Source organism: Psychroserpens mesophilus (genome assembly GCF_050617655.1).
GTDB lineage: Bacteria > Bacteroidota > Bacteroidia > Flavobacteriales > Flavobacteriaceae > Psychroserpens > Psychroserpens mesophilus_A.
In genome coordinates this window covers 39,594-53,965 of record NZ_JBODQC010000004.1, presented here as the reverse complement: position 1 = coordinate 53,965, position 14,372 = coordinate 39,594, and the positions used below count along the sequence as shown (strand labels likewise).

10 protein-coding genes are annotated in these 14,372 nt (G+C 34.4%); 2 read left to right on the top strand and 8 right to left on the bottom strand.

The genetic code is table 11. From position 1 onward, the window contains the following. Positions 1 to 39: 39 nt before the first annotated feature. Positions 40 to 1,677 carry a CTP synthase gene (locus ACRHNM_RS08890; protein WP_431135744.1) on the bottom strand — a complete coding sequence of 546 codons (1,638 nt, stop codon included), beginning with the start codon at positions 1,675 to 1,677 and terminating at the stop codon, positions 40 to 42. Between the two features lie 341 nt (positions 1,678 to 2,018). Here ACRHNM_RS08890 and ACRHNM_RS08885 point away from each other — a divergent pair, with 341 nt between their 5' ends. Continuing rightward, positions 2,019 to 3,080 (top strand): hypothetical protein, encoded by a 1,062-nt coding sequence (locus tag ACRHNM_RS08885; protein ID WP_431135742.1) that lies wholly within the window; start codon positions 2,019 to 2,021, stop codon positions 3,078 to 3,080. A 39-nt stretch (positions 3,081 to 3,119) separates the two neighbouring features. Further along, positions 3,120 to 6,572, top strand: a complete 3,453-nt coding sequence (locus ACRHNM_RS08880) for a pyruvate carboxylase (RefSeq protein WP_431135739.1) — start codon at positions 3,120 to 3,122, stop codon at positions 6,570 to 6,572. Between the two features lie 43 nt (positions 6,573 to 6,615). Here ACRHNM_RS08880 and ACRHNM_RS08875 read toward each other — a convergent pair whose 3' ends face one another. The 7 genes from ACRHNM_RS08875 to pyrF form a co-directional block, all read right to left on the bottom strand. Continuing rightward, on the bottom strand, positions 6,616 to 7,293 hold the full coding sequence (locus ACRHNM_RS08875; protein ID WP_431135737.1) for a class I SAM-dependent methyltransferase: 678 nt from the start codon (positions 7,291 to 7,293) through the stop codon (positions 6,616 to 6,618). A 59-nt stretch (positions 7,294 to 7,352) separates the two neighbouring features. Beyond that, a complete protein-coding gene (locus ACRHNM_RS08870; protein ID WP_431135735.1) occupies positions 7,353 to 7,583 on the bottom strand; it encodes a DUF3820 family protein in 231 nt (76 codons plus the stop codon). Positions 7,584 to 7,713: 130 nt separating this feature from the next. Then, positions 7,714 to 8,256, bottom strand: a complete 543-nt coding sequence (locus tag ACRHNM_RS08865; protein ID WP_431135733.1) for a DUF922 domain-containing protein — start codon at positions 8,254 to 8,256, stop codon at positions 7,714 to 7,716. A gap of 174 nt (positions 8,257 to 8,430) precedes the next feature. Further along, the gene (locus tag ACRHNM_RS08860) at positions 8,431 to 10,338 is read right to left on the bottom strand and encodes a LysM peptidoglycan-binding domain-containing protein (RefSeq protein WP_431135731.1); all 1,908 of its coding nucleotides are present in this window, start codon (positions 10,336 to 10,338) and stop codon (positions 8,431 to 8,433) included. A gap of 69 nt (positions 10,339 to 10,407) precedes the next feature. Next, the gene (gene guaA, locus ACRHNM_RS08855; protein ID WP_431135729.1) at positions 10,408 to 11,943 is read right to left on the bottom strand and encodes a glutamine-hydrolyzing GMP synthase; all 1,536 of its coding nucleotides are present in this window, start codon (positions 11,941 to 11,943) and stop codon (positions 10,408 to 10,410) included. 71 nt (positions 11,944 to 12,014) lie between these two features. Further along, on the bottom strand, positions 12,015 to 13,385 hold the full coding sequence (locus ACRHNM_RS08850; RefSeq protein WP_431135728.1) for a pyridoxal phosphate-dependent decarboxylase family protein: 1,371 nt from the start codon (positions 13,383 to 13,385) through the stop codon (positions 12,015 to 12,017). 104 nt (positions 13,386 to 13,489) lie between these two features. Continuing rightward, positions 13,490 to 14,305: an orotidine-5'-phosphate decarboxylase gene (pyrF, locus tag ACRHNM_RS08845; RefSeq protein ID WP_431135726.1), complete on the bottom strand. Its 816-nt coding sequence runs from the start codon at positions 14,303 to 14,305 to the stop codon at positions 13,490 to 13,492. Positions 14,306 to 14,372 lie beyond the last annotated feature (67 nt).

The following is a 14,372-nucleotide window of genomic DNA, read 5'->3' as shown; positions in this document are numbered from 1 at the left end:
GGAAAGGACGTATTTTGATTAACAAAAAGCTGTCCACTATTAGTTTTGTGCCATACTGACACTATTTTTATCGATTTTGAAATTTAGAGCTGCTTTCACAAAAGCCACAAATAATGGATGTGGATTGGCCACAGTACTTTTGTATTCGGGATGATATTGTACACCAACAAACCAATTATGCTTAGGAATTTCTACAATTTCAACCAATCCTGTTTCCGGATTCAGTCCAGTGGCTTTCATACCAGCCTCTTCAATTTGCTGTTTGTATTTATTATTAAATTCGTAACGATGTCTGTGACGCTCTTGTATGTTAGAAGATTGGTAGACTTCTTCTGCAATACTACCATCAACAAGGTTACAATCCCAGGCACCAAGACGCATAGTTCCACCTTTGTCTGTAATTGTCTTTTGAGATTCCATTAAATCAATCACTGGATTTGGTGTGTTTTCATCCATTTCGGTTGAATTGGCATCTGCTAATTTCAATACATTTCTAGCATATTCAATAACTGCCATCTGCATGCCTAAACAAATTCCTAAAAATGGAATATTGTTTTCACGAACATATCTCACAGCTTCAATTTTCCCTTCAATACCACGTTCGCCAAAACCTGGAGCTACAAGGGCTCCATCTAAATGTTTTAATTTTTTTGCTGCGCTTTTTTCAGTTAGAGATTCAGAATGAATGGACTCTATTTTAACTTTTACTTCATTTTCTGCACCAGCGTGAATAAAAGCTTCTAAAATAGATTTATAGGAGTCTTGAAGTTCTACATACTTTCCAATCAATCCGATTGTGACTTCACCTGTTGGATTTTTATGGCGTTCTAAAAACTGATTCCATTGTGTTAAATCTGGGGTTGAACTTTCTAACGCTAATTTCTTTAAAACCACCTTATCGAGACCTTGCTCCAACATTAAATTGGGCACATCATATATGGTTGATGCATCGATAGACTGAATAACAGCCTCTTGACGCACATTACAAAATTTAGCGAGTTTTATTCTTAAGTCTTCAGGTAACTCATGTTCCGTTCGACATACAAGTACATCTGCCATCACTCCACTTTCCATTAAGGTTTTTACGCTGTGTTGTGTGGGTTTTGTTTTTAGTTCACCAGCAGCCGACAAATATGGAACTAAGGTTAAATGAATCACAATGGCATTATTTTCTCCTAAATCCCATTTCAACTGACGTACAGCTTCAATGTAAGGTAAAGACTCAATATCTCCAACAGTTCCACCAATTTCTGTGATAACAATATCGTAATCACCAGTTTGACCTAAGATTTGTACACGATGTTTAATCTCGTCAGTAATATGAGGAATGACCTGGACAGTTTTTCCTAAAAACTCACCTCGACGCTCTTTATCGATGACGCTTTGGTAGATACGACCAGTAGTAACATTATTAGATTGACTGGTAGGCACGTTTAAAAATCGCTCGTAATGTCCTAAATCTAAATCAGTTTCTGCTCCATCATCTGTAACATAGCATTCGCCATGTTCATAAGGATTTAAAGTTCCTGGATCTACATTAATGTAAGGATCTAGTTTTTGAATGGTCGTCCTGTAACCTTGTGCTTGCAGCAGTTTTGCTAAAGAAGCAGCAATGATGCCTTTTCCAAGTGAGGATGTTACGCCTCCCGTTACAAAGATGTATTTAGTAGTTGTCATGTTGCGCTGTTAAACGCAGGCAAATTTACAATAAAAAATGGCTTAAGTACAATTATTACGTTAGGATAAGCTAATTTTTTCTTTAGTTTTTAAAATGCATTCAAAATGACAAGCTTAAGAGTATCAAATTAAAAAAGTAGATATTGTTTATAATTAAATCTTAATCATTTTTCATTTTTTAATTGGAACATGACAGAAGTATAGTTTTTTGTAGGTTTTATTCCCCAATTTGAAACCTAAGACACCTTTTAACCATTTATAAAACAATCATAAAATAAATACTATGCACGCATTGTATTTTTGATAATTAAAAATTACCTTATAGCCTTTCAATAATCATTATGAATGAAAAACTAATTTCTAAGAAAAAACCAGCATATCCTATTACTGATCTGCTCTCAAGTTATCTTACAGATCAAGGGCGAAATATAAAAATCCCTATTTTTTATGATGATTTGTTGCGTTTTCAGGGTGCAATAGAGATTTTTGATGATGATGACAACGATACACTTTGGGTAAGTTGCTATTATGCTGAATATGAGCGTGAGGAAATATTATTGAGCTTAAAACAAATTTATTCCATCTTACATTCTGATGGAAGTGACACCATTCTTCCTTATTTGAATATTGATAGTATTGATTTTTGCACTTTTGGAAATACTAAACCTTTCCGTGTAAAAGTGAGAAATATATTAAATGACAACTATATTTTTCTCTATATAAAAAAAGCAGACGCTTCTCGTATTTATGGATTAGAATTAGAACATTTATTATCACCAAACCATATAAACTTTCTAGTTTATAAAGATACTCTAATTGAAGAACATATTTCTGGAATCCCAGGTGATACATTTATAAGTGAATATCTTCATAAGATTTCTGAACAAGATAAAAGAGCATTAGCAAAAGAATTTGTAAAGTTTAATGAACGTTGTTTTGTAAGATTACTGGCAGATATGCGCTCTTATAATTACGTAATCGTAATTACGCACGATTTTGACCGTATCCAATACCGAATTCGTGCAGTAGATTTTGACCAACAAAGCTATGAAGGCAATCCTAAGGTTTATAAACCACAATTTTTAAAAGAAAACAATGCTTTGGTTAAAATGAGTTTAGAGGTTTTAGCTAAAGAATCTATTGAACAGTATGAAAAAGAGGAACGTTCTCTTTTAGCAAAACGTGCTACGAGTGAAAATGAGCGGTTACAAGACTTAATTAATTGCATGAAAAAAGACACCATTTCTTCAGCTGAAAAAGTCAAAGAACTGAAAAAAGGCTTATATAAATTAACTGGAGATATTCGCTTTAAACGCGCAAAAAATATGGGTGAACTACTTAATTCGGCTATTGATTTTATTATCAGAAATTACAAAAATGAAAATCCATATATTATTAAATAACACCACATTAAATAACACCACTAAATACACTTTTATAAAATGAAAATCAAAAAGGTTCTTGTTGCTAATCGAGGTGAAATTGCAATTCGCGTTTTACGTGCTTGTACAGAGTTAAATTTAACTACTGTTGCTATCTACACTTATGAAGATCGTTATTCTCAACACAGAAATAAAGCCGATGAATCGTATCAGATTGGTGAAAACAACCAACCTTTAAAGCCTTATTTAGATATTGCTCAAATTATAGACTTAGCAAAAGCAAAACATGTAGATGCCATACATCCTGGTTATGGATTTTTATCTGAAAACTCCGAATTCGCAAGGCAATGTGCTGCTAATGACATTATTTTTATAGGACCCAAACCTGAGGTAATGGATGCTTTAGGTGATAAAATTACGGCAAAAAAAGTAGCAGTAAAATGTAAGGTCCCGATTATTGAAAGCAACAAGAAAAAATTAAGTTCATTAAAAACAGCCTTATCTGAAGCATCAACGATTGGCTATCCGCTTATGCTGAAAGCAGCATCTGGTGGTGGTGGACGAGGCATGCGAATTATACGAAAAGATGAGGATTTAGAATTTAATTTCGATTCAGCAAGAAACGAAGCGCTCAATGCTTTTGGAGACGACACTATGTTTTTAGAAAAATATGTAGAAAACCCTAAGCATATTGAAGTCCAAATTGTAGCTGATAATTATGGTAATATTCGTCATTTACATGAACGTGATTGCTCTGTACAACGTCGTCATCAAAAAGTTGTAGAGATTGCACCTTCTTATAATGTTAGCGACAAGGTAAAGCAGAATTTATATAAGTATGCGGTTGCTATTGCCACAGAGGTAAATTATAATAATATTGGTACTGTTGAATTTTTAGTTGACAATGACGATAACATCTATTTTATTGAAGTTAATCCTAGAATTCAAGTCGAACACACAGTTACCGAAATGGTAACAGGAATCGATTTAGTCAAAACTCAAATTTTTGTTGCTGGAAATTATAAACTGGATAGTAAGCAAATAAAAATTTATGATCAGAACTCAATTGCAACATATGGTTTTGCCTTACAATGTAGATTAACTACAGAAGATCCTGCAAATAACTTCACACCAGATTATGGTCATATCACAACTTACCGAAGTGCTTCTGGAATGGGTATCCGCTTAGATGCTGGAAGCATTTATCAAGGCTATCAAGTGAGTCCGTTTTTTGATTCTATGCTGGTAAAGGTATCGTCTCACGGAAGAACTTTAGATGGTGCAACACGAAAAATGATTCGCGCTTTAAAAGAATTTAGAATTCGCGGTGTAAAAACAAACATTCACTTTTTACAAAATGTAATTCAGCATCAAACATTCAAAGAGGGTAAGGTTACTGTTAATTTTATTCAAAACACACCTTCGTTATTTAATATAAAATTACCACAAGACAGAACATCGAAAGTAGTAAATTTTTTAGCTGAAGTCATTGTGAATGGAAATTCAGATGTAAAATATATTGAAGAAAATAAGGTTTTCAGAAATCCTAAAGTCCCTAAGTTTAGCTTATCAGAACCGCATCCAAAAGGCACTAAAAACATGCTAACTGAAATGGGTCCTGAGAAATTTTGCACCTGGTTGAAAAATGAAAATAAAATTCATTTTACAGATACGACCATGCGTGATGCTCATCAATCACTCTTAGCGACAAGAATGAGAACCTTTGATATGTTAAAAGTTGCTGAAAGCTTTGCAAAAAATCATCCCAATACCTTTAGCATGGAAGTTTGGGGAGGAGCAACATTTGATGTTTGCTTGCGTTTCTTACACGAAAGTCCATGGACACGCTTAAGAGAATTACGCAAAGCTGTTCCTAATATATTATTTCAAATGCTATTACGAGGTTCTAATGGCGTTGGTTATAAGGCATATCCAGATAATTTAATCGAAAAGTTTGTCGAAAAATCCTGGGAAAACGGGGTCGATATCTTTAGAATTTTTGATTCTTTAAACTGGGTAAAAGCTATGGAACCCAGTATTAATTATGTACGTAATAAAACTGGTGGTATTGCAGAAGCTGCATTGAGCTACACAGGAGATATTTTAGATGTTCATGAAACAAAATACAATCTAAAATATTACACGCAATTAGCTAAAGATTTAGAAAATGCTGGTGCGCATATGATTGCAATCAAAGACATGGCTGGATTATTAAAACCCTATGCTGCAACTGAGCTGGTTACTGCATTAAAGAACACAGTGAATGTGCCTATTCATTTACACACACATGACACTTCTTCATTACAATCTGCAACTTATTTAAAAGCCATTGAAGCTGGTGTAGACGTTGTGGATGTAGCATTGAGTGGCTTATCTGGATTGACATCTCAGCCCAATTTTAATGCAATTGTTGAAATGATGAAAAACCAACCAAGGTCACATGAGTTTGACATGCATAAATTAAACGAATTTTCTAATTTCTGGGAAGACACACGTGAACTGTATTATCCTTTCGAATCTGGATTGAAAGCTGGAACTGCTGAAGTTTTTGAACATGAAATTCCTGGTGGTCAATATTCAAATTTACGTCCTCAAGCTATAGCCTTAGGATTAGGAGATCGCTTTGACGAGGTTAAAAAAATGTACGCAGAAGTAAATATGATGTTTGGTAACTTGGTAAAAGTAACACCTAGTTCAAAAGTAGTTGGTGACATGGCTATTTTTATGGTCACTAATAACCTAACTACTGAAGATGTTTTTGAACGAGGTCAAGACATTTCATTTCCCGACTCAGTAGTAAGCTTCTTTTTAGGAGATTTAGGTCAGCCAGCTGGAGGCTTCCCTAAAAAGCTTCAAAAAATTATTCTAAAAAACAAAAAACCATATACCAGCAGACCAAATGCCCACTTAGAACCTATTGATTTTGATGTGGAATACAAAGCCTTTAAAAAGAAGTTTCAAAAGGGCTTCACTCGCGCTATTGAAATGGAAGATTTTTTATCGTACACTCTATATCCTAAAGTATTTGAACAGGCACATGAAAACTATAAAAAGTATGGAAATTTAGCATTAGTGCCTACCAAAAATTTCTTTTATGGCATGAAACTTCGCGAGGAAACTTTAATAGAATTAGAACCTGGAAAAACCGTTATTATTAAACTACTTTCAATAGGTATTCCCAACGAAGAAGGTAAGAGAACTGTTTTCTTTAAAGTAAATGGTGAAAACAGATTTGTTGATGTATTAGACAAATCATTGAATATAAAAATAGAAGAAAACACAAAAATAGATCCAGCAAATACTAATCAAATTGGAGCACCTTTACAAGGCTCTCTATATAAAGTATTGGTCAAAAAAGGACAAGATGTAAAAGAGAATGATCCTTTATTTATAATTGAAGCAATGAAAATGGAAACTACCGTAACTGCTTTTAAAACAGGAAAAATAAAATCGATTAGTTTAAAAGAAGGCAGCATGGTAAAACAAGATGACTTGATTATCACTATTGAATAGCTTTTTTAATAATTTTGTTTACACGATCCACCTTAGCTGTGGTTCAAAACATTTTATAAAGCGTAGTGACGATAACACCTTTAAAATCTTGTGAAAGAACCGACAGTAATTGTCTTTCTTCTTTTGCTTTGAGACTAAAAGGAGGTTTCAACACGTTTAAGCCACTTTGTTTTTTCAGTCGTGTTCCCTGTCCTGAAATGATATCTTTATTGGGTACAAATTCGCCTTCAGGTAAATGTTCTGTTATAATAACATATTTGAAATCTGTCAGTTTATTTAAGATGCTTCGCACTTCATTGTTTGACAAATGTTGTAATACTTGCCTTAACAATGCACAATCAGCAGAAGGCAAATCATCTAGTGCGAGATCTAAACAATGAAATTCTAAATTTTCTTCTTTAAATTTTTCTTCATTATGCTGTATAAGTTTTTCAACTATATCTACAGCTACATAAGCTTTAGTGTGTTTTACCAGATGCTGACCTACATTAAAATCTCCACATCCTAGATCACAAACCACTAGAGGGTTTACAAAAGACGTTAAAAAAGATGTAATGCTATCAATATAAGGATTTACAATCTCAGGATGATGTGATCCCATACCAGAATAAAAATCAGAAATATCACTTCCCCAAAGATTCAAGTTATAAATCTGCTCCATAGCTTTTTTGGTTGGCCAAGGTGTTTTTAATTTTTCATCTGTTTCTTCTTTCCTTTTCATAAACGTGCTCTTTACATCTATTAGAATTATAAAAACACAAATTTACATATATTAAAAACTCATTTCGGAAACCGCTCTTTAATATCTCTAATCAAATATTCCAAACCGTTTAGTTTAAGTTCATACACCTGCATAAGCATATCGCCTAACTTTCCTTTTGGAAAGCCCTTGTTATGATACCAGACTATATAATATTCTGGCAAATCAATGAGGTATCTGCCTTCATATTTTCCATACGGCATTTTGGTATGTGCAAGTTTGATTAAGAATTGCTGGTCTGGTTGTATCATGTTTATATTTATTTGCTAAGGTCGTTTAAAATTCTATCTGTCATTTTGAGTTTTTGGAAAAACCACAATATGTAATCCTTTATTTTGGTACAATTCTCATCAATTAGAGTCAATCAAAATGAAGTTGTTTCTACTCAGATTTGTACGCTTCAAACTTCTTTAAATTTTCAGAAACATAAGCAGCCCATTTGGCTTGTTCTTCCTTGTTAATAGAATTCTGACTTTCTGTATCGTATAGATATTGCGTGTCTGCTAATTCTTTATTAATGGTTTTGTGAAGTTTATCTAATTGTGTTTTTATGCTTTGAGAGACTTTCAATTGGGCTAATCTATAACGAAAGATACGCACATGCAATTCAGTAATATCAAAATGAAGTTGCTCATGCGCTAGAATATGATTGTTACATCGATCTACAATATACCATGAGCTTTCAGGATAAAAATGAGCAGTAGCAAATGCATCAAAACCTGTGATACGATGGTCTGCCTTTTTTAAGGAATATGAGAATGTAATTCCTGAAGCGGTTACAGCAGCAGCATCAGAGTTGGGTTGTTTTGGACCTTTAAAATCTGTCCATACTAACTTTTTAGACTCAGTCCATGAAATGGTTTTCTGATCAGTAACTGAGTTACTCAGACACAAGACCACAATAAAAAAAAATCTAGTTAACATTTGTCTCAGTTAAGGCGTGATGTCTTTTTGGTTATCAAGACATTTATCATCTTGTAGATAAGAACGTTTCCGTTATTCTATTATTGTCTGTTAACACATTTGTAGTGAAGGTCTTTTCAGGTTTGAGAACTTGTCTTTCGATGCCTAAATCGACAAAAGGGCTGCCTTTAGAAGTTATTCTTTCGCTTCAATAATCGATAAATCATCATACTGAACAATGTAAACCGCTTCGTTATAATAACCACCAAATATTTTTTTGGAGTATCTAAATTTATTCTCAACATATTCAGTTTCTATATCGCTCGATGAGGCCTGGTACAAATCATCCTGTGAAGCCAGACGCAATAATAAATCTAAGGTCAAATCGAAACCACGAACAGCGTATTTATTCGGACTCACATTATAAATGTTCATATATTGCTTGACAAAGCTATTTCTGGACTCTACAGCAATGGTCTTATTTACCGAAGGATAATGAAACTTCAAATTAGACAAATGGTAATTAGAAATCTCTTTACCATCAAAAGCTTTGTTTTTATTTGTCGTCATTAAAATAATTTTCTGATCGTTCATATTTAGACCATTAATCATACTAATTACATTAGAAGCAAATCCTTCGTTATCTGTTTCTAAAAACACAATATTTGTACCGTTTTGAAATACATTCTCTAAATCTGCTGGATACATGAAATAAGCTTCTTTACCTTCTTTATTTTTTCTGGATAAAATTTGTTTTGCTGAAGGGAATTCGCTTTTCAACCTATCACTAACAGCTTTGTGTTTTGAATCTGAAATAAGGACCATATGCCTAGGAAACGAATCTCTTTTCACATAATTGATAATGGCTTTCTCTAGCAATTCATCTGTTGGAATAGTTTGAAACACATTATCATATAGATTTTTAGGCATCGTTAAAGGTGAAATTACCGGAATACGATCACGTTTTAATTTTGAAGCAACGCGTTCTAAATTATTCGGCATTAATGGACCAATAACTGCATCGTAGTCTGAAAAATCATTAGTCTCTAATATTTTTGAAATCTCCGAACTTTGATTTCTTGTGTCTATCACTTTTAAATTAGTAGAAATCCCTAACTGTTTTGCTGAATCTAAAGCCATTAAAACGCCAGAATGAAAATCTAAAGATACCGACAATAAACCATTAGTGCGAATCATTTTTTTTGCTTCTTGAACAGAATCAACATCAACCTTATTTAAGCTAAATGGTAGCATTAAGGCAATACGCTTAGCACTTAAGTTTTTTAGATTTTTAGATAAGTTTGTATTGGCAATATCTTTTAATGTGTGCTTTGTTTCAATAGTTCCTGGGACTTTTAAAACCATTCCCAGTTTTAAGCCACCTTCTTTAAGCTCTGGGTTTAAAGCCTCTAACTCTTCTTGAGTAACTCCTAATTTGCGGTTTAAGGCCATAAAGCCTTCACTTTTTAAAACCGTATAATAGTTGAATTCTTCTTCAACCGTTTTCTCTTCGTTATTGCTAATATTTGGAACATTAAGCTCATCACCTGGCTGAAGTATATCGTTTATATTAGGATTTAAAGCCTCTAATTCTGGAACTGTAATTCCAAATTTATAAGCCACTCGCCATTTACCCTCTTTTGGTTGAACTTTGTATTTTTTAATGGTATTGTTTAAACTTACATTATTGACAATCGTCTTGTAACGCGGAATTTTAATTTTATCGCCTTTTCTCAAGTTTTCAGAATAAAGCGACGGATTTGCTTTCTTGATGTCTTCAATCTCTATGCTATATTTTTGAGAAATACTAAAGAGCGTTTCCTTACGCCTTACCTTGTGGGTATTATAACCAATAAGTTCTTTGGTTTCTGATACAATGTCTTCATTTTTTACACGAGATGTTGGAATAATCAAAACCATATCTGGCTTTAATTCTTTTTGTGCATCAGGATTGAGCGCTAAAATATCATGTGGTGTTACCAAATACTGTTTAGCTATTTGTTCAATCGTTTCTCCTTTTTGGACTTTGTGCGTTTTGTAATCTTGAGCTGTTACAGAAAAACTGCAAAGCAAAATAACAATGATGATTAAGAGTTTTTTCATTCAAAAAAAAATTTTATGTACTGAATGTTTATCGTTTTGAAACAAATTCAGTGCACAAGTCACAAAATTTTATTCCCATTCAATAGTTGCTGGTGGTTTTGAGCTAATATCGTATACTACTCTATTAACGCCTTTCACCTTATTTATTATTTCATTTGAGGTTTTTTGTAAAAATTCATACGGAAGATTTACCCAATCTGCCGTCATACCATCTGTACTCTCAACAGCTCTTAAAGCGACGCATTTTTCATAGGTTCTTTCGTCTCCCATCACACCTACACTATTTATTGGTAACAGGATTGCTCCTGCTTGCCAAACTTTATCGTATAAATTCCATGACTTCAAATTATTTATAAAAATAAAATCTACCTCTTGTAATATACGAACTTTCTCACGAGTTAGATCACCAAGAATACGAATTGCAAGTCCTGGACCTGGAAATGGATGACGTCCTAAAAGCTGCGCATCCATGTTCATAGAAGCACCAACAAGTCTTACCTCATCTTTAAATAAAGCTTTAAGCGGTTCAACCACTTTTAGTTTCATAAAATCAGGTAATCCTCCAACATTATGATGACTTTTAATTGTTGCACTTGGTCCTCCTGTTGCCGAAACACTTTCGATTACATCTGGATAAATGGTTCCTTGTGCCAGCCATTTCACATCTTGAATGTGATGCGCTTCATCATCAAAAACCTCAATGAACACACGACCTATCGCTTTTCGTTTTTCTTCTGGGTCGCTCTTTCCTGCTAAGGCATCCAAAAAGCGTGCCGAAGCATCAACTCCTTTTACATTGAGTCCCATCCCTTCGTATTGATGTAATACATCTTCGAATTCGTTCTTACGTAGCAATCCGTTGTTTACAAATATACAGTACAGGTTTTCACCAATAGCTTTGTGTAACAACATTGCAGCTACTGAAGAATCAACACCTCCAGATAACCCTAAAACAACTTTATCACTTCCTATTTGTGCTTTAAGTGCATCAACTGTTTCCTCTACAAAGGATTGTGGCGTCCAGTCCTGCTCAACTTTGGCAATTTTGATTAGGAAATTATGCAACAACTGGTGACCATCAGTCGTATGATATACTTCTGGATGAAATTGAATGGCATAGGTTTCTTCCCCTTCAATTTTATAGGCTGCATTTTCTACATCATTAGTACTAGCCAACAAAACACCTCCTGTTGGTAACTGTTTTATGGTATCACTGTGGCTCATCCACACCTGACTTCCTTCATGTATGTTTTCTAAGAAATCTTCATCAGACTTTACAAATCCTAAATTAGCACGACCATACTCTCTCGTACTAGATTCTGCAACTTCACCACCCGAAAAATGAGCTAAATACTGAGCGCCATAGCATACGGCAAGCATTGGTTTTTTTCCTCTTATACCAGAAAGATCTGGATGTAAAACAGCCTCTCCTCTTACTGAGTTTGGGCTACCAGATAGAATAACAGCTTTAAAGCTATTTATCTCTGAAGGAATTTTATTGTAAGGATGAATTTCGCAGTAGATGTTTAACTCTCTTACACGACGCGCAATGAGCTGAGTGTATTGCGATCCGAAATCTAAAATAAGGACTTTGTTGTGTTGCATGTACAAAAATAGGAATGATTTAGGAATTACGATTTACGATTTACGATTTTTTAAACAACTTATTAAAAATATCACACCATTGTATCCAAAATCATCTGAATGTCTTCTTCAGTAGTATCTGGATTGATAAAGCAGAATCTTGAGACTGTTTCGTAGGTATCTCCATTTTTCCACTTGGTAGGCGTTACTAATGCAAATCCTTTGTCGTGATTATCATAGGTCCAATTTGTATATTCTTCAGGTTTCCATCCTATTCTTCTAAACAAGACACAAGACAAACTCGGTTCTCTAACCAGTTCAACATTTGGGTTATCTTCTATCATTTTACCAGCTATCTGAGCCAACTCAATACCACGCTCTACAGCTTCCTTGTAGCGGTTTGTGCCATGAGTTGCTAATGAAAACCATAAAGGCAAGCCTCTAACACGACGTGTTAACTGGATTTGATAATCGGTTGGATTGAACCCATGAGCTCCTTCATCTTTAAAAATATCGAGGTATGATCCTTGCTGAGAATGGGCGTTTTTCGCAAGTTCTGGACGCTTATAAATTACAGCTCCACAATCGTAAGGCGAAAACATCCATTTATGTGGATCTATGGTAATACTGTCTGCGTTTTCAATTCCGTTGAATAAATGACGAACAGAATCGGCTACCAAAGCTCCTCCTCCATATGCAGCATCAACGTGAAACCATATTCTTTCAGCTTCACACACCTCTGCAATACCTGTTAAATCATCAATAATTCCTGCATTGGTTGTACCTCCTGTAGCGACAACAGCAAAAAGTCGTTTACGTTGGTGAAATGTTAAATCGTCAATCGTTTTTCGCAAATTATCACCTGTTAACCGTTCTTCAGAATTAACCAGCAAAATATCAACATCTGCTACTTTCGCCATCGCTTTAATAGAAGAATGTGCTCCGATAGAGGTGATAATCAATCCCTTTTCTCTTTTATAGGTTTCATCTTCTCGCCAGTGTTCTCGTGCAGTTACAATTGCAGATAAATTAGCAGCTGTCCCACCACTGGTAAACACTCCAAAAGCACCTTCTGGCAAACCTGTTAATGAAACAATCCATTTCATTGCTTCATTTTCACAAAAAATACCACCAGCACCTTCCATCCAATAGGCTCCATGGATACTAGACACAGACGTTACCAAATCAAACATGACAGCAGTTCTGGTAGGCGCAGCAGGCACAAAAGCCAAATTACGCGGATGATCTACAGGAACATTTGCTTTAGCCAGGTGTTCTTTCCATAATTGAAAAGCATTCTCACCACCAATCCCTTTTTCGGTAATGGTTTCTCCAACCAAAGCCTTCAATGCTTCTGCTTTTTGAGGCTTCCCTATTTTTTGTTTAGTATGTGAAATTCGATCAATAGCATATTTCATGACATCCATGGTCATTTCTATAAGCTCAAAATCTATCTTATGCATGTGTGAAATCTTAGGATATTAAATATCGTTTTAGAGATTACAAATTTAATATTAAGGTTTGAAATAAGCAGTAATATTACAATCGCATTTGAAAATTAATTCTATTATCGATTCAATTCAATTGCCATATCTTTTTGTAAAGCTTCCGCCTTTTGAGTCGCAGCTTGAGCAAAATCTTTTCCATTAGAGGCGTAAATAATGCCTCTGGACGAATTGATTAACAAACCTACATCTGGAGTCATTCCGTATTTACAAACTTGCTTTAGGCTTCCACCTTGTGCACCAACACCAGGCACTAGTAAAAAAGCTTCAGGAATAATCTTTCTGATATCGGCTAAATACTCAGCTTTAGTAGCACCAACAACGTACATTAAATTTTGAGAGTTCTCCCAAGTTTTAGAGGTTTCCAGAACCTGTTTATACAATTCTTTTCGATTGATACTCAATGTTTGAAAATCGAAAGCACCAGTATTAGACGTCAACGCTAATAAAATGGTATGTTTGTCTTTAAACTCTAAGAAAGGTTCAACAGAGTCTTTTCCCATATATGGAGCCACAGTTACGCTATCGAAGGCCAAGTCTTCAAGAAATGCCTTAGCATACATACGACTTGTATTACCAATATCACCACGTTTTGCATCTGCAATAGTAAATATTTCAGGATGCTTAACATTCAGATACATGATGGTTTTCTCTAAGGCTTTCCATCCTTTTAATCCGTATGCTTCGTAAAAGGCAGTATTAGGTTTATAAGCCACACAAAGGTGGTGTGTCGCATCAATTACGGCTTTATTAAAAGCAAAAATAGGATCTTCTTCTTCTAATAGATGTTTCGGAATTTTATTGAGGTCGACATCTAATCCAATACATAGAAAGGATTTCTTTTTTTGTATTTGTTCGGTGAGTTGTTGTGTTGTCAAAATAATGTTTGTTGTCGTTCTACAATACGATGCAGAATTTATTTTTAATAATGGATTCCGCATCAAG